This is a genomic window from Luteibacter sp. NPDC031894, from assembly GCF_050273135.1.
In the GTDB taxonomy this organism is placed as follows: Bacteria; Pseudomonadota; Gammaproteobacteria; order Xanthomonadales; family Rhodanobacteraceae; genus Luteibacter.
In genome coordinates, this window is the sequence record NZ_JBNNMV010000004.1 from 145,770 (window position 1) to 161,084 (window position 15,315).

Sequence of the window (15,315 nt, forward strand, 5' to 3'; positions counted from 1 at the left end):
TTGGTGCTCAGACCGACGCGTCACGCGTCGCCCGTGGCCACGGCACGCGACGGATCGCTTACCCAGCCGCTCCACGACGGCGCGAACAACCGTGAGCCACACAGGCCCGCGTAGTCCATCGCCAGCAGGTTGTGGCACGCGGTGACGCCCGAGCCGCACATGTGCACGACATCTTCCGGCGGATGCGGGCCGATGATCGCCGTGAACGCGCGACGCAGTTCCTCCGGCGCGCGAAAGCAGCCGTCCGCGTCGAGGTTGTCCTGGAACGGACGGTTGCGCGCGCCTGGCACATGCCCCGCCACGGGATCCAGCGGCTCCACCTCACCGCGAAAGCGTGGCGTGGCGCGCGCGTCGAGCAGGAGGAGTCGCCCGCTGGCGAGGCCTTCGCTCAATTCATCCACGCCCACCGCTTCGTGGAACGTCACGTGCACCGCGGTGGGTGCGCGCACGGGCAGCGCGTTGTCGGTCGGCAGCGCCGCCCTCAACCATGCCGGCCAGCCGCCATCGAGGACCGCCACGTTGTCGATCCCCGCCAGCCGCGCCAGCCACCAGAAGCGCGCAGCGGCCAGCGAACCGCCGGCGGCGTCGTAGACGACCACCTGCAGGTCCGGACGCCATCCCGCGCGCGACAGCCACGAGGAAAAGGTCTCGGCGGACGGCAAGGGGTGCCGGCCGCGACCGTTCGACGGCGTCGCCATGTCGGCAAGGTCGCGATCGAGGTCGACGCGCACGGCGCCGGGCACGTGCGACAGGGCGTAATCCTGGTCACCCTTGCCCGGGTCGCGACCGCCCGGTTGGTTGAGGTCGAACCGCGCGTCGACGAACAGCACGTCGTGCGCCGGCAAGGTCGCGGCCGTGGCCGCGTCGACGAGCGTTCGCGAGATCAGCATGGGTGTCCCATCCGCTTGAGCAGGTTGAACAGGATGGCCGCCGTCACGCCCCAGATGCGGTAACCCGCATGGAGGAACTCGACCATGTCGCGCCGGTGACCACGGAAGTCCATCGTGTAGCGGCGCAGGTTAGCCGGGTCGAGGAAAAAGGCGAACGGTACCTCGAACACTTCCGCCACTTCGCCCGGATCCGGCTTCAGCTTCGCGTCCGCGGCGACGCGCGCGACCACCGGCGTCACCGAATACCCGCTGATCGTCTCGAAGGACTCGAGGAAACCCAGTGGCGTGACCATGCTGGCCTCCAGGCCGATTTCCTCATGACTCTCGCGCAGCGCCGCGGCGACGACATCGGCATCCGTCGGCTCGACTCGCCCCCCGGGGAAGGCCACTTGGCCCGCGTGCTGCTGCAAGGTGTCGGTGCGCAAGGTCAGCAACAGGTTCTGCTCACGGTCGTCGCGTATGCCGATCAGGACGGCCGCGGCGCGCCGCGGGGCGTCGCCGATCAGGTCGGCCATGTCGTCGTGGTTCCATCCGCGCGGACCCGGCGGCGCTTCCAGCGGAAGCAGCGCGCCCTGGAGCCGGGCGAGCACGTCGTCCATCAGGCACCCTGCCGGTGCGGAAGGACCTCGTCCATGAGCCGGATCTTTTCCGCGTCGCTCATCCGCGTCCACCGCGCGATCTCGTCGCCCGTGCGCAGGCAACCCATGCACAGGCCGCGGGCGTCGAGGCGACATACCCCCGTGCAGGGGCTGAGGGGAAGCGTGGAAGAGGCAATGACCATACCGTCGGCCATTCTAGCGTCTTGGCCGCTACGGGACGATGTCCATCAGCTCGATCTCGAACACCAGGGCCTCGTTCGGCCCGATGCGCGGCAGCTCGCCTCTCTCACCGTACGCGAGCGCGGGCGGGATCACGACCTTCCAGCGATCGCCGACGCGCATGCGCGGGATCACATCCTGCCAGCCCTGGATGACCCGGTTCACCGTGAAGGTGACCGGCTTGCCGTGCGCGTAGGAACTGTCGAATTCGGTGCCGTCGATCAGAGCACCTCGATAGTTGACCACCACGGTACTGCTCACCTTCGCCTGCGCGCCGTTGCCCTTGGCCAGCACGGAGTACTGGATGCCGGACGGCAAGGTGACCACGCCGGGCCGCGTGCGGTTGCGTGCGAGGAAATCGGCGCTGCGCTTCGCATTCGCCGCCGCGACGCGGCGGAATTCCACGAGCGAATCGCGCTGCACCTTGGCATCGAAACCCACCAGCTGTTGCTGCATCACGTCGATAGGCACGCCCGGCGGCCGCTTCGCGTAACCGTCCTGCAAGGCCTTCACGAGCACGGCGATGTCGACGTCGGGCTGTGCGCTGTTCGCGAACTGCGTGCCGATCTGGTAGCCGATGGCATAGGACAGTTTGGTCTTGTCGATCGTGGGCGCGCCCGACGCGGGTAACGTCGGTGCCGACTGCGCGCAGGCGACACCGCCTGCCAGCGACAGCGCGACGAACACGACCAGGAAACGCAAGGGTGACATCCCGTTCTCCGTGAATCCGGAACCTTTGGCGTGCGTGGAGGATAGTCCATCGGCAGTCGCCCCGCCCGTTGGCACTCAGACGCTGGCGAGGGGTAAAGGTTCCCCTGCCTGCTACCATCCGCCCCTTCACGTCGACCCGAACCACCTGCCAGGAGCCGTCATGGCCTTTCGCACCCTCGCCACCGCCGATCGCGGCGCCGTCCGCACGATCACCGTCAATCGCCCCGATAAGCTCAACGCGCTGAACCGCGAAACCATCGGGGAACTGACCCTGGCATTCCGTCAGACGGCCCAGGACGACGCGGTGCGCGTCGTGGTGCTGACCGGTGCCGGCGAGAAGGCGTTCGTGGCCGGTGCGGACATCTCGGAAATGACCGCGTGGTCCCCGGTCCAGGCGCAGGCCGCGTCGCGAGCGGGGCAGGACCTGATGCTCACCATCGAGCGCCTCGGCAAGCCGGTGATCGCCAGGATCCCCGGGTACGCGTTGGGCGGCGGGATGGAATTGGCGATGGCGTGCCATTTGCGTATCGCCAGCGACAAGGCCCGCTTTGGTCAGCCGGAGATCGGCCTCGGCTTGATTCCTGGCTTCGGCGGCACGCAGCGGCTCACGCGCCTCACCGGCCGTGGCGCGGCGCTGGAGCTTTGCCTGCTCGGCCAGCAGGTGGACGCGGCACGCGCGGAGCGTCTCGGTCTCGTCACCCGGGTCGTCGCCGCGGAAGAACTCGACGCGACGGTGGACGCCATGGCCGACCAACTCGCCGCCGCGGCACCGCTGGCGCTGAAAGGCATTCTCGACACCGTCATCGAAGGCGGCGAATGCGCCATCGACCAGGGCCTCGCGTTCGAGACACAGGGCTTCGCCATCGCCTTCTCGACCGAGGACATGCGCGAGGGCACGACGGCGTTCCTCGAACGGCGCAAGGCGGCGTTCAAGGGCGTCTGAAACCTGACGCCTGAAGAACGGCTATAGCCCCGGGTGTCCGTCCCATGTAGGAGCCGCTATAGCGGCTCCTACATCCCAGGCACTTCAGTGGCCGCCGCGGTACTTCAGCTCACCCGCCTCCACCCGCACGTCCAGGCGGTTTTCCGGCGGCGCGAGTTGGCAGGTGGCGTACGGCGTGAACGAACACGGCGGGTTGCGCGCTTCGTTGAAGTCGATGACCAGCTTTCCGTCCACCGGTAGCCCGGTGTCGAGGAAGCGGCCCGCACCGTACGTCTCCTTTCCGGACGTCAGGTCGCCGAAGACGAAGAACAATGCCTCGGGCACTTCCTGGATCGGATAGAGCTCGAACGTGCGCCCATCGCGGGTGAACACGGCCTTGCCCGGAACCTTCTCCTTCTCGATGGTGCCGAGCACCGTGCCGAGTTCAAGCTCGTACGGCGGGTCGAACGGCACCCAGTCGGCAACGATTCGCCACGACGGGTCGATGGGAAAGTACTCCAGCCCGAGGAATCCGAGGCGCGACGGCGCCTGCTCGTCCTTCACGCGCACCGCCTTGCGGCCATCGCGCTCGATGACGTAGAGGCGGACCGAACCGAAGCGCACTTCGCTGGGTACCTGTCCGTTCGCGTCGTCACGCAGCGTTGTCCGCTGCACCGCTTCACTGTCGACGGTGGCACCGCTGTCCGGCGCCAGTTCGATGGAGGCGGTTCCGTCGGCCGCAACCGCAATCGTGCCGAGGTGTGCCGGACCGGCATTCAGCACGATGTCGTTATCGCTCGCGCTGCCGAGGCGATTCGCCCCTTCCTGCAACCATTCGAAGCCGATCAGGCTGAGCCAGCCACCGGGGGCCGTGAGCAATTCCAGTCGTCGCGCACGTGCTTGCGCGACATGGTTTCCGTGGGAGGTCATGGCAATCTCGCTAGTCAACGGCCGCGCAGGAACAGTTTGTCCAACTCGCCCAGCGACAGCTGGACCCAGGTCGGACGTCCGTGGTTGCACTGGCCCGAGCGCTCGGTGGCTTCCATCTCGCGCAATAGCGCGTTCATCTCGGGGATGCCGAGGCGTCGGCCCGCGCGTACCGAGCCGTGGCAGGCCATCGTGGAGAGGAGTTCGTTTTCCAGTTCCTCCAGCCGCCGCGAACTTCCCTGCTGCGCGAGCTCGCCCAGCACGTCGCGCGTGAGCTGCGCGACGTCGGCACCTTCGAGCAAGGAGGGAATGCGCCGTACGACCACGGCGCCCGGACCGCTCCGGGACAACTCGAGCCCCCACTCGCCGAGCGCATCGGCGTGCTCCTCCGCGGCGGCCGCCTCCTTGGCGCTGACCGCGATCGACAGCGGCACGAGCAGCATCTGCGAGCGCAGGTTGGCGGTGACGCGGCCGTTCTTGAGTTTCTCGTACGTAATGCGTTCGTGCGCCGCGTGCATGTCGACGAGGACGAGACCGTGCGCGTTCTCCGCCAGCACGTAGATGTTCTTCAGCTGCGCGATCGCGTAGCCGAGCGGCGGCACGCCGCCCTCCTCCGCCTCATGGGCCAAGGGAGGCGACCAGGACGAGGCCGAGGACCCCGGCGACGATGCCGCGCCGAAAAGCGTCGCGTAGTCAGCCAACGGTTCGTCGCGAACACCGAGGTTCAGGCGCGACTGGCTCGACGACTGCGGCCATGCCTGCATCGGCGATTGCGCGGCCACCGAGCGATGCTCGCCGAATGCCGCGCCCGCGGCGACCGGCATGGGCACGGCCGTGTCGGCCGAGGGCATCGCCGCACCCGCGCGTGTCGTGGCCAGCGCCTCGTGCAACGTGCGGAAAAGGAAATCGTGGATCAGGCGCTGCTCGCGAAAACGCACCTCGTTCTTCGCGGGATGCACGTTGACGTCGACGCCGGCCGGATCGAGTTGCAGGAACAATACGAAGACCGGATGACGACCGTGGAACAGGACGTCCGCATAGGCTTGGCGCACGGCGTGCGCCACGATGCGATCGCGTACGAGACGCCCGTTGACGTAGAAATACTGCTGGTCGGCCTGCGAGCGCGACGCGGTCGGCAACCCGACCCAGCCGGAGAGGCGCATGCCCGCGGCCTCGTGCTCCACGCGCAATGCCTGGCCCGGAAACTCGGGCCCGAGCACCTCGGCAACGCGCGCGAGGGCGGCGTTCTCGTCGCGAGCGGGCTTGAGCAGGCGCACCGGCTTGCCGTTGTGGCTGAGACGGATGTCGACGCCTTCGCGCGCCAGCGCGAGCGACTTCAACAAGTCGTCGATATGGGCGAACTCCGTGCGTTCCGCGCGGAGGAACTTGCGCCGCGCGGGCACGTTGTAGAAGAGGTCGCGCACCTCGATTGTCGTGCCCTGCGGATGTTGCGCGGGGCGGACGTCCTGCATGCGACCACCGTCCACCTCGATGCGCCACGCGGACTCGTCGCCTTCCTGCCGGGAGGTGAGCGAGAAGCGCGCGACCGAGGAAACCGACGCGAGCGCCTCACCGCGAAAGCCCATGCTCGCGACGCGCTCGAGATCGTCGAAACTGCCGATCTTGCTCGTGGCATGCGAGGCCACCGCGAGGGACAATTCATCGCGGGGGATGCCACCGCCGTCGTCGCGTACGCGGATGAGCCGGACGCCGCCTTGCTCGATGTCGACTTCGATGCGACGCGCACCGGCGTCGATGCTGTTCTCGACGAGTTCCTTCACCACCGAGGCGGGCCGCTCGATGACTTCGCCGGCCGCGATCTGGTTGATCAGCTCCGGCGGCAGGGGACGGATTGGCATGTCGGCACGACCTGACGGGCTTGCAAGCCTCGAAGGATAGCCGAAGGCGGTCAGCCCGAGGGAATCACCATGATCGTGCCGATGCGCACATTGTTGTCGGTCATCTTGTTGGCGAGCTTCAAGGCACCCACCGACACGCCGTACTGCTGCGCGATGCCGGTCAGGGTTTCACCGCGATTCACCCGATGCACGTCGCGGACGTTGTCGTCGGCGCGTCCGCTCGATTTCCTGGCCGGCGCGGGGGTCTCCGCCCTGGCGATGACCTTGGCGGCGGCGGGCTTCGCCGGCGCGGCGCTGTCGTCGTCACCGTCATTGCGATCAGGGCGTGCCGACGCGACGACCGTGCCGTTGCGTCGCGCCGCCTGGGCGGCGAACCAGGTTCCCGGCGGCGGCATCGATTCGAAATAGTTACGCACGCCACCGAGCACGGCCGTTGCCAACTGGCGACGATGGTCCTCGTCGCGGAGGCGCTTTTCCTCGGAAGGGTTAGTGATGAACGCCGTTTCGACCAGGATCGAGGGCACGTCCGGCGAGCGCAGCACCACGAAGTTGGCGCGCTCCACGTAGCCGCGATGCGTGGGACCGAGGCGCCCCAGCGCCTTCAGCACGTTGCCTGCGATGGATTCGCTGGCCTGCATGGCGTAGCCCTGCTGCAGGTCGAGCAGCACCGCCGCCAGGGTGTCGTCCTTGTCGTCGAGCGAAACGCCGCCGACCAGGTCGGCGCGGTTTTCGCGATCGGCCAGCCAGCGAGCCGCTTCCGAGGTCTTGCCGCGCGGCGACAACACCCACACCGAGGAGCCCTTGGCGTCGCTGTTCTTGAAGGCGTCGGCGTGGATCGACACGAACATGTCGGCGTTGTGCTCGCGGGCGATCTGGTAGCGGCGCTTCAACGGAATGAAATAGTCGCCGTTGCGGGTGAGCACGGCCTGCATGCCCGGCTGGCGGTTGATCTGGTCGGCCAGTTCGCGCGCCACCTGTAGGGTCACGTCTTTCTCGCGCAGGCCCGTCGCGCCACGCGCACCGGGATCTTCACCACCGTGGCCGGCGTCGATCGCGACCACCACCTTGCGCTCGCTGGCGAGCATCGGCGGCTTGCCGGGCGGCACGGTCTTGGCGGGGACACCCCGCGAGCGGGAGGCGCTGGGCGCGACGATGGACGGTGTGTCGTCGTCGACGGGATTGTCGCCCGGATCGCTTTGGCCGCCCGGGTAGAGGTCCAGCACCAGGCGATAGCCGTAGTCGCCGGCTGGCTTCAAGAGGAAGCTCTTGGGCTTGGCGGTGGGATCGACCTTCGCGACCAGGCGCGCGCCGCCACCCTGGCGGGCCGTGCTGAGGGTCTTGAAGAGCCCCTGCCCGCCGGGCGCCGCGAAATCGCCGGACACCGAGCTGCCGGCGACATCCAGCACCACGCTTCCGGGCGTGTCGCCCTGGGACATCTTGTAGGTCGCGGGACCGGAAAGGTCGAACACCACACGCGTGTATTCGGGGCCGGCCCAGACGCGCGCGGCCTTGACGTCGGCGGCTGTGGAAACGGCAGGCGAGAGCGTCGCGACGGCGGTCACGCACGCGAGAAGGCCAAGTTTGACGATGATTCCCCTCATACGGCCCGGATTGAACTGCAAGCGCTCGTTGAATGCAAGATCTTTTCCCTTGTTAATCCATAACCTGCGAACACTTCGTCAACGTCCATACAGGAATGGCCCGCAAATCGTCATGAAACACCGTCGCGCGCAGAGGCAGGATCGGACTCGAAGGACGCCGAGCGTAAGTCCGCGACGCGGCTCACTATCGGGGGAGGAGGACAGTTCAGGCGAGGTCGTCGACCAAGCGGCGGCCGACATCGGAGGCGGGGTCGAAACGCGCCGTGCGCCCGCTTCCTTCGTGCCCGATGTGGATGGCCAGGTCCGCCGGCGGCAACGCACCGACGCCTCGCTCAGGCCATTCGACCAGCACGACGGCACCCGGTTCGGCCAGACTGTCCAGGCCAAGCCATTCCAGTTCGCCCGGGTCCGCGATGCGATAGAGGTCGAGGTGGAAGGCGCGGCGGTTGCCGACGTCGTAGCCCTCGACGAGGCTGTACGTCGGACTCTTCACCCGTTCGCCCACGCCCAGCGCACGCAGGAAGGCGCGCGCAAAGGTCGTCTTGCCCGCGCCGAGGTCGCCGTGCAGGTAGATCACCAGTCCACCGTGCAAGAGGGCTGCCAGACGTTGCCCCAGGGCGATGGTCGCCTCCTCGTCGGGAAGGTGCCAGTCGCGCGCGCTCATGCGTCGCCTCCGTTGACGAGCCGGCGGAGCGGATCGAGCAGGTCGCCGGCCAGCATGCCCCGCTGCCCTGCCCGCGCGGCGATGTCGGCGGCTCGTGCGTGCAGCCCCACGCCGAGGCAGGCAGCCTCATAGGGATCGCAGCCCTGCCCCAGCAACCCGGCGACGATGCCGGTGAGCGTGTCGCCCATGCCTCCACTAGCCATGCCTGGATTGCCCCAGGGGCAGACGGAGACTTCGCCCTTCGGCGATGCGATCAGGCTGCCATGCCCTTTGAGGACGACGACGGCGCGGTGGCGTCGGGCGAGTTCCCGGGCGGCGGCGAAGCGATCCGCCTGGACGTCCGGGGTCGCCACGCCGAGCAGCCGGGCCGCCTCGCCCGGATGCGGCGTAAGTACCGTCCTCGCCGGAAGCTCGCGGGATTCCGCCGTCAGCAGGTTCAGGCCATCCGCGTCGAGGACCGTCGGCAGGCCCGCATCGAGGGCCGTGGTCCACAACGCGTGTCCCCAGGCGCCTTGCCCTAGGCCAGGCCCGAGGGCCAGGACCGAGGCTTTGTCGAGCATCGGCTGCAAGGCCTGTGGGCCGTTGACCCCTCGTGCCATCAGCTCGGGGCGCGCCGCATTCATCGCCAAGACGTTCTCCTCGCGGGTGGCGACGCTGACCAGGCCGGCGCCCGTGCGCAACGCGGCTTCCGCCGCCATGCGTATCGCGCCACCCGTGCCATGGTCGCCACCGATGGCCAGGATGTGGCCATTCGCGCCCTTGTGCGAGTCCAGTGGCCGCGGCGGCAGCCCGCCGGGCACGAGGAGCCGGGCGTCCGGCAACTCGAGGATCCCGTACGGCAAGTCGAGGGTATGCAGCTCGATGTCGCCCGCGACCTCGGACTCGTATGTGTACAGACCGCGCTTGCGCACGATGAACGTCGCCGTCGCCTCCGCGCGAACCGCCACGCCGGGGCGAGCCCCCGTGTCGGCCGACAGTCCGGAAGGAACGTCCAGCGCGAGGACCGGTGCGCCGAGCGCATGGATGGCCTCGATCGCTTCCCGCGCCTCGCCCTCGGGGGCGCGGTTCAGCCCGATGCCATAGATCGCGTCGACGACGAGGTCCGCAGCCGGCAATTCCCGCCATGCGGACAGCGACCCGACACTCCCGCTCACGGCCTCGAAGGCGTCACGGGCCCGACGGGCATCGTCGCCGGTCGGCGTGCCCAGCGCGACCACGTCGACCGCCAGGCCGCTCGCGAGGGCGTCGCGCGCGACCAGATAGCCGTCGCCGCCGTTGTTGCCCGCGCCGCAGACCACCCGCAACCGATGCGCCGACGGCCAGCGACGGCGCAGCATGGCGAAGGCGGCAGCGGCAGCGCGGGTCATCAGCTCGAAGCCGGGGAGGCCCAGCTCGTCGATGGCCCGTCGATCGATCGCGCGCGCCTGGGACGATGTGAAGAGGGCGATATCCGGATCGAAGGCGGTCATCGGCCGATTATAAGAGCCCCGGTAGAATGACGGCATGTCCGCTTCCACCTCCATCGACTACGCCTCCCTCGCCACCGACATCAAGCGCTGGGCGCGCGAACTCGGTTTTGCCGATGCCGGTATCGCTGGCACCGAACTCGGCGACGACGAGGCGCACCTCGAGAGCTGGCTGGCGGAAGGACATCACGGCGAGATGGATTACATGGCCCGCCATGGCACCCGCCGCAGCCGGCCGGCGGAACTCGAGCCGGGCACCCTCCGGGTGATCTCCCTGCGCATGGATTACGTTCCGCCCGGCATGCCTAATGCCTGGGACGTGCTGCGCGACGGCGAAAAAGGTTACGTGGCCCGCTACGCGCTGGGCCGCGACTACCACAAGCTCATGCGCAACCGGCTGCAGAAGCTCGCGACGCGGATCCAGGAACGCGTCGGCGACTTCAAGTACCGCGCCTACGTCGATTCCGCCCCGGTGCTGGAAAAAGCCATCGCGCGCAACGCGGGCCTTGGGTGGATCGGCAAGCACACCGTGCTGATCAACAAGCGCGCCGGCTCATATTTCTTCCTCGGCGAGTTGTACACCGACCTGCCGTTGCCCTTGGACGCCCCCGCCACTGCGCACTGTGGCAGCTGTCGGCGCTGCATCGATATCTGCCCGACGCAGGCGATCGTCGGGCCGTATCGCCTCGATGCCCGCCGCTGCATCTCGTACCTGACGATCGAGCTGAAAGGGAGCATCCCTGTCGAACTCCGCGAGCCGATGGGCAACCGCGTCTTCGGCTGTGACGACTGCCAGCTGATCTGTCCGTGGAACAAGTTCGCCCAGGAAGCGACCGAGCCCGACTTCGCGCCACGCCACAGCCTGGACGGCGCGAAACTCGTGGAGCTGTTCGCGTGGAGCGAGGAGGAATTCCTCTCCCGCACGGAGGGCATGGCGATTCGACGCACGGGCTACGAAGGATGGCTGCGGAACCTCGCCGTCGGACTAGGCAACGCGCCGCGAAGCGATGGCATCGTCAGCGCGCTGCAAGCACGCGCGGATCACCCGTCGGATGTGGTGCGTGAGCATGTCCGGTGGGCGCTCGCGCGGCATGGACGCTAGCGACTGGGTTTTCCCAGCGGTCGGCCGTCAGGCCATGCCGCCTGACTTGCGTACGATCAGCATCGCCAGTTCCAGCGACTGCTCGTAGTTGAGGCGCGGGTCGACCATCGACTTGTAGGCCCGATCGAGGTCACGTTCGACCAGACCGCGGGCGCCACCCAGGCACTCGGTGACGTTCTCGCCGGTCAGTTCCAGGTGCACTCCACCCAGGCGCGTGCCCGCGGCGGCGTGGATGTCGAATGCCTGGTCGAGCTCGCCCGCGATGTTGGCAAAGCGGCGGGTCTTGTACCCGTTGCTCGTGCTCTCCGTATTCCCGTGCATCGGATCCGCCACCCACAGGACGCGGCGGCCGTCGCGCTTCACCGCCTCGAGCAGCGGCTGGAGCTGGGTGGCGATCTTGTCGTTACCCATGCGGTGGATCAGCGTCAGGCGACCGGGCTCGTCGTGCGGATTGAGCACGTCGATCAGGCGCAGCAGGTCGTCGGGCTGGACGGTCGGCCCCACTTTCACCGCGATCGGATTGCGGATGCCGCGGAAGTACTCGGTGTGCGCGCCATCGAGGGCTGCAGTGCGCATGCCGATCCACGGGAAATGCGTGGACAGGTTGAACCAGCCATCCTGGCGGGGAACCTGGCGCGTGAGCGCTTCTTCGTAATGCAGCAGCAGTGCTTCGTGCGAGGTGTAGAAGTCCACGCGCGAGTAACTGGAGATCGACTGCCCGGCGAGGGTCTCCATGAAGCGCAACGAGTCGCCGATGCTAGCGACCATGCGCCTGTACTCGGCCGCCAGGGGCGAATGCTCGACCCACGCCAGGTCCCAGTATTCCGGATGGTGCAGGTCGGCAAAGCCGCCGTCGATCAAGGCGCGGACGAAGTTCATTGTCATCGCCGAGCGGGCATGCGCCTTGATGAGGCGCTGCGGGTCGGCACGACGTGCCGCCGCGGTGAACTCGGGACTGTTGACCAGGTCGCCGCGGAAGGCCGGCAAGGTCACGCCGTCACGGGTTTCTGTGTCCGCCGAGCGCGGCTTGGCGTATTGTCCGGCGAAGCGGCCCACGCGCAGCACGGGCTTCTTCAGACCGTGCACGAGCACGAGGCTCATCTGCAGCAGCACTTTCAGGCGGTTGGAAATGATCGGGCTGGAGCAATCCGCGAAGCTCTCGGCACAGTCGCCGCCCTGGAGCAGGAAACGCTCGCCCTCCTGTGCCTCGGCGATCCGCTGCTTCAGCGCCAGGATCTCCCACGAGGTCACCAGCGGCGGCAACTCGCCCAACTGGCCCAGCGCATGCCCGAGCTCGGCGGCGTCTTCGTAGGTGGGTTGCTGGAGGGCGGTCCTCGTCCGCCACGAGCCCGGCGTCCAGTCGATGGACGGGGAAGTTACGGCCTGGAGGGAGTGTTGCATGACGGTACTGCCTGCGTGGATGCGCCTGGGACGGCGCGGAGGTCAACGAACGGAACGGCGGATGGCGAGGAAGGCCCACACGATGAGGACGACGAACCAGAACAGCGTCCAGCCTGGCATGGGCAGGCCGAGGATCGGCTCGACCTTGGCGCATTCGCCCGAGCCAGTGAAGGCGAGCTTCAGCATCTTGGTGAACGGAAAGGCGTCGAACAGGTAGCCGAGGCCGGGCCCGCACGCCGGCACCTGGTCGGGCGACAGCGACTGCAACCATAGATGGCGCCCCGCCGTGGCGATGCCCCAGAGTCCGCCTAGCGCGATGAGCAGGGCGTAGACGACCCGGCCGCCCGTACCGCGCGGTGCATGCAGCGCACCGATCAGAAAGAAGAGACCCATGAAGCAGATCGCAATGCGCTGGAAGATGCACAGCGGGCACGGATCGAGGTGCATGACGTACTGCGCATACAGCGCGAAGGCCATGAGCCCGGCGCAGACGACGAAGGCGGCAAGGTAACGCGTTCGGTAAGACCAGGTGCGGAGGAGGCTCATGCGATGGATGCTGCGCTGCGGGACACCCACGTTAACGCTTTGTGGAGGGAGTTGTAAGTCCTTGGCGGCAGTTTCGTTTGTAACCGAACGCCCTGATCGCGGCATAAAAAAACCCGGCAGGTTGCCCTGCCGGGTTTCTCGATCGATCTGACCGGGTCGACTTATTCGGCGTCGACGGCGTCGGTCTTGGCCGGGCGATCAACCAGTTCGACGTAAGCCATCGGAGCGTTGTCGCCCGGACGGAAGCCGCACTTAAGGATGCGCAGGTAGCCGCCGGGACGCTCGCGGTAGCGAGGACCCAGCTCGACGAAGAGCTTGCCGACAGCCTGCTTGTCGCGCAGACGCGAGAAAGCGAGGCGGCGGTTGGCGACGCCGTCGGTCTTCGCGAGCGTGATGAGCGGCTCGGCGACGCGACGGAGTTCCTTCGCCTTGGGAAGGGTGGTGCGGATGAGCTCGTGCTTGATCAGCGACGAGGCCATGTTCTTGAACATGGCTTCGCGGTGGCTGCTCGTGCGGTTGAGCTTGCGACCGGATTTCTGGTGGCGCATGGCGTTTACTCTCTAAGGTCTGTTGTTATGAAAAGCCGGACAGGATGTGCCGACTTCCCGCGGTTACCCGCTTTTCGAGGCTCTAAGAACGCCCCGTTATAAGAGCACGGCCTCTATGGACCGCTGTGTTACTCCGGAGGAAATGCATGCTGCATCCACCGGGTGGCGCAAAGGATCGGGGCGATCGAAAAACGATCGCCCCGTGGACATCAGCCGAGCTGCATGCCGTGGGACAAGCCCGGCGGCGGCCAGTTCTCGAGCTTCATGCCGAGTGCGAGACCACGCCCACCCAGCACGTCCTTGATTTCCGTCAGCGACTTCTTGCCCAGGTTCGGCGTCTTCAACAGCTCGACCTCGGTCTTCTGGACCAGGTCGCCGATGTAGTAGATGCTTTCGGCCTTCAGGCAGTTCGCCGAACGGACGGTCAGTTCGAGGTCGTCGATCGGACGAAGCAGCAGCGGATCGAAACCGCCCTTCTCCGCCTTGGTCGAGTCGCTCTCGCGGCGCGAGAAATCACCGAAGACCGACAGCTGGTCGTTGATGATCTCCGCGGCCTTGCGGACGGCGTCTTCAGCGCCGATGGTGCCGTTCGTCTCGATATCGAGCACGAGCTTGTCGAGGTTGGTGCGCTGCTCGACACGAGCGGCGTCCACTTCGTAAGCCACGCGCAGGACCGGCGCGAACGACGCATCGAGCTGCAGGCGACCGATCGGACGCGTCTCATCGTCCGGATGCTGGCGCGCGCTGGCCGGCTGGTAGCCGACGCCGCGACGCACCTTCAGGCGCATGTTCAATGCCACGTCCTTGGTGAGGTGGCAGATCACGTGCTCGGGATTGACGATCTCGACGGAGTGGTCGACCGCGATGTCGCCAGCGGTGACCACGCCCTTGCCCTTCTTGGCCAGCGTAAGGGTGACTTCGTCACCGGTATGCTGACGGATGGCAACGTCCTTCAGGTTCAGCAGGACTTCGATCACGTCCTCCTGCAGGCCTTCCAGGGTGGTGTACTCGTGCAGCACGCCGTCGATTTCGACCTCGACGATCGCGCTGCCCGGAATCGAAGAGAGCAGCACGCGACGCAGCGCGTTGCCCAGGGTGTGACCGAAGCCACGCTCGAGCGGCTCGACCACCACCTTCGCGCGGTTCGCTCCAAGCTGCTCGACGCTGAGGCCACGAGGCCGCAGCACACTAGTTGACGAAACTGCCATGCAAGGCTCCGGTGGATTACTTCGAGTAAAGCTCGACGATCAGGGCTTCATTGATATCGGCCGGCAGATCGCCACGATCCGGGACGGCCTTGAACGTGCCCGCGAACTTCTTGCTGTCGACCTCGACCCACGACGGACGCAGGTCCATCGTGTCGTAGATCGTCGCCGCTTCCTGCACGCGCAGCTGCGTACGGGCCTTCTCGGTCAGCGAGACCTCGTCGCCCGGACGGACGTGGTACGAAGGCACGTTGACCTTCTTACCGTTGACCGTGACGGACTTGTGGGCCACGAGCTGGCGAGCCTGGGCGCGGGTGACCGCGAAACCCATGCGGTAGACGACATTGTCGAGACGGCTTTCCAGGAGGCGAAGCAGGTTTTCACCCGTGTTGCCCTTCTGGGTCGAAGCCTTGGTGTAGTAGTTGCTGAACTGACGCTCGAGCACGCCGTAGATGCGCTTGACCTTCTGCTTCTCGCGCAACTGGACGGCGTAGTCGGACAGACGGGCGCGCTTGTTGGCGCCATGCTGACCGGGCTTGTTTTCGAGCTTGCACTTGGAGTCAAGCGCGCGAGCCGGGCTCTTCAGACCGAGGTCGGCACCTTCACGACGCGCCAGCTTGCAGGTAGCTCCACGATAACGGGCCATGGTTATGCT

General features: G+C 67.1%; 14 protein-coding genes and 1 pseudogene. 2 read left to right on the forward strand and 13 right to left on the reverse strand.

Annotated features, from left to right (window positions below; genetic code table 11):
- Positions 1-20: 20 nt before the first annotated feature.
- The 3 genes and pseudogenes from ACQKIE_RS12685 to ACQKIE_RS12695 all read right to left on the reverse strand — a co-directional run bounded on the left by ACQKIE_RS12685 (position 21) and on the right by ACQKIE_RS12695 (position 2,419).
- On the reverse strand, positions 21-890 hold the full coding sequence (locus ACQKIE_RS12685; RefSeq protein WP_427459608.1) for a sulfurtransferase: 870 nt from the start codon (positions 888-890) through the stop codon (positions 21-23).
- A pseudogene (locus ACQKIE_RS12690) lies at positions 884-1,671 on the reverse strand (CoA pyrophosphatase). The gene ACQKIE_RS12685 and the pseudogene ACQKIE_RS12690 overlap by 7 nt, the downstream one beginning before the upstream one ends.
- 28 nt (positions 1,672-1,699) lie before the next feature.
- On the reverse strand, positions 1,700-2,419 hold the full coding sequence (locus ACQKIE_RS12695) for an FKBP-type peptidyl-prolyl cis-trans isomerase (RefSeq protein WP_427459610.1): 720 nt from the start codon (positions 2,417-2,419) through the stop codon (positions 1,700-1,702).
- Positions 2,420-2,579: 160 nt separating this feature from the next.
- On the opposite strand from ACQKIE_RS12695, the gene ACQKIE_RS12700 reads away from it, so the two are divergent.
- On the forward strand, positions 2,580-3,362 hold the full coding sequence (locus tag ACQKIE_RS12700; RefSeq protein ID WP_427459612.1) for an enoyl-CoA hydratase/isomerase family protein: 783 nt from the start codon (positions 2,580-2,582) through the stop codon (positions 3,360-3,362).
- Between the two features lie 84 nt (positions 3,363-3,446).
- Here ACQKIE_RS12700 and ACQKIE_RS12705 read toward each other — a convergent pair whose 3' ends face one another.
- From ACQKIE_RS12705 to ACQKIE_RS12725, 5 genes are all read right to left on the reverse strand, one after another.
- Positions 3,447-4,271, reverse strand: a complete 825-nt coding sequence (locus ACQKIE_RS12705; protein WP_427459614.1) for a DUF1684 domain-containing protein — start codon at positions 4,269-4,271, stop codon at positions 3,447-3,449.
- Between the two features lie 14 nt (positions 4,272-4,285).
- On the reverse strand, positions 4,286-6,127 hold the full coding sequence (mutL, locus tag ACQKIE_RS12710) for a DNA mismatch repair endonuclease MutL (RefSeq protein WP_427459616.1): 1,842 nt from the start codon (positions 6,125-6,127) through the stop codon (positions 4,286-4,288).
- A 50-nt stretch (positions 6,128-6,177) separates the two neighbouring features.
- Positions 6,178-7,689 (reverse strand): N-acetylmuramoyl-L-alanine amidase, encoded by a 1,512-nt coding sequence (locus ACQKIE_RS12715; RefSeq protein ID WP_427459618.1) that lies wholly within the window; start codon positions 7,687-7,689, stop codon positions 6,178-6,180.
- A gap of 244 nt (positions 7,690-7,933) precedes the next feature.
- On the reverse strand, positions 7,934-8,392 hold the full coding sequence (tsaE, locus tag ACQKIE_RS12720) for a tRNA (adenosine(37)-N6)-threonylcarbamoyltransferase complex ATPase subunit type 1 TsaE (protein WP_427459620.1): 459 nt from the start codon (positions 8,390-8,392) through the stop codon (positions 7,934-7,936).
- Positions 8,389-9,861, reverse strand: coding sequence for an NAD(P)H-hydrate dehydratase (locus ACQKIE_RS12725; protein ID WP_427459622.1), 1,473 nt, complete (start codon positions 9,859-9,861; stop codon positions 8,389-8,391). The genes tsaE and ACQKIE_RS12725 overlap by 4 nt, the downstream gene beginning before the upstream one ends.
- A 34-nt stretch (positions 9,862-9,895) precedes the next feature.
- Between ACQKIE_RS12725 and queG the strand changes: the two genes are divergently transcribed.
- On the forward strand, positions 9,896-10,960 hold the full coding sequence (gene queG, locus ACQKIE_RS12730; RefSeq protein WP_427459624.1) for a tRNA epoxyqueuosine(34) reductase QueG: 1,065 nt from the start codon (positions 9,896-9,898) through the stop codon (positions 10,958-10,960).
- 27 nt (positions 10,961-10,987) lie between these two features.
- Here queG and ACQKIE_RS12735 read toward each other — a convergent pair whose 3' ends face one another.
- The 5 genes from ACQKIE_RS12735 to rpsD form a co-directional block, all read right to left on the reverse strand.
- Positions 10,988-12,361 carry a class II 3-deoxy-7-phosphoheptulonate synthase gene (locus tag ACQKIE_RS12735; protein WP_427459626.1) on the reverse strand — a complete coding sequence of 458 codons (1,374 nt, stop codon included), beginning with the start codon at positions 12,359-12,361 and terminating at the stop codon, positions 10,988-10,990.
- 42 nt (positions 12,362-12,403) lie between these two features.
- The gene (locus ACQKIE_RS12740; RefSeq protein ID WP_427459627.1) at positions 12,404-12,907 is read right to left on the reverse strand and encodes a disulfide bond formation protein B; all 504 of its coding nucleotides are present in this window, start codon (positions 12,905-12,907) and stop codon (positions 12,404-12,406) included.
- Positions 12,908-13,068: 161 nt separating this feature from the next.
- On the reverse strand, positions 13,069-13,455 hold the full coding sequence (rplQ, locus tag ACQKIE_RS12745; protein ID WP_427459629.1) for a 50S ribosomal protein L17: 387 nt from the start codon (positions 13,453-13,455) through the stop codon (positions 13,069-13,071).
- A gap of 209 nt (positions 13,456-13,664) precedes the next feature.
- The gene (locus ACQKIE_RS12750) at positions 13,665-14,663 is read right to left on the reverse strand and encodes a DNA-directed RNA polymerase subunit alpha (protein WP_029213872.1); all 999 of its coding nucleotides are present in this window, start codon (positions 14,661-14,663) and stop codon (positions 13,665-13,667) included.
- 16 nt (positions 14,664-14,679) lie between these two features.
- Positions 14,680-15,306 carry a 30S ribosomal protein S4 gene (gene rpsD / locus ACQKIE_RS12755; RefSeq protein WP_029213873.1) on the reverse strand — a complete coding sequence of 209 codons (627 nt, stop codon included), beginning with the start codon at positions 15,304-15,306 and terminating at the stop codon, positions 14,680-14,682.
- Positions 15,307-15,315: the final 9 nt, after the last annotated feature.

Coding starts and splice junctions, on each gene's coding strand:
- ACQKIE_RS12740 (WP_427459627.1), bottom strand. CDS start 12,907: ATGAGCCTCCTCCGCACCTGGTCTTACCGAACGCGTTACCTTGCCGCC.
- ACQKIE_RS12750 (WP_029213872.1), bottom strand. CDS start 14,663: ATGGCAGTTTCGTCAACTAGTGTGCTGCGGCCTCGTGGCCTCAGCGTC.
- ACQKIE_RS12695 (WP_427459610.1), bottom strand. CDS start 2,419: ATGTCACCCTTGCGTTTCCTGGTCGTGTTCGTCGCGCTGTCGCTGGCA.
- ACQKIE_RS12700 (WP_427459612.1), top strand. CDS start 2,580: ATGGCCTTTCGCACCCTCGCCACCGCCGATCGCGGCGCCGTCCGCACG.
- rpsD (WP_029213873.1), bottom strand. CDS start 15,306: ATGGCCCGTTATCGTGGAGCTACCTGCAAGCTGGCGCGTCGTGAAGGT.
- queG (WP_427459624.1), top strand. CDS start 9,896: ATGTCCGCTTCCACCTCCATCGACTACGCCTCCCTCGCCACCGACATC.
- ACQKIE_RS12685 (WP_427459608.1), bottom strand. CDS start 890: ATGCTGATCTCGCGAACGCTCGTCGACGCGGCCACGGCCGCGACCTTG.
- ACQKIE_RS12735 (WP_427459626.1), bottom strand. CDS start 12,361: ATGCAACACTCCCTCCAGGCCGTAACTTCCCCGTCCATCGACTGGACG.
- tsaE (WP_427459620.1), bottom strand. CDS start 8,392: ATGAGCGCGCGCGACTGGCACCTTCCCGACGAGGAGGCGACCATCGCC.
- ACQKIE_RS12725 (WP_427459622.1), bottom strand. CDS start 9,861: ATGACCGCCTTCGATCCGGATATCGCCCTCTTCACATCGTCCCAGGCG.
- rplQ (WP_427459629.1), bottom strand. CDS start 13,455: ATGCGCCACCAGAAATCCGGTCGCAAGCTCAACCGCACGAGCAGCCAC.
- mutL (WP_427459616.1), bottom strand. CDS start 6,127: ATGCCAATCCGTCCCCTGCCGCCGGAGCTGATCAACCAGATCGCGGCC.
- ACQKIE_RS12705 (WP_427459614.1), bottom strand. CDS start 4,271: ATGACCTCCCACGGAAACCATGTCGCGCAAGCACGTGCGCGACGACTG.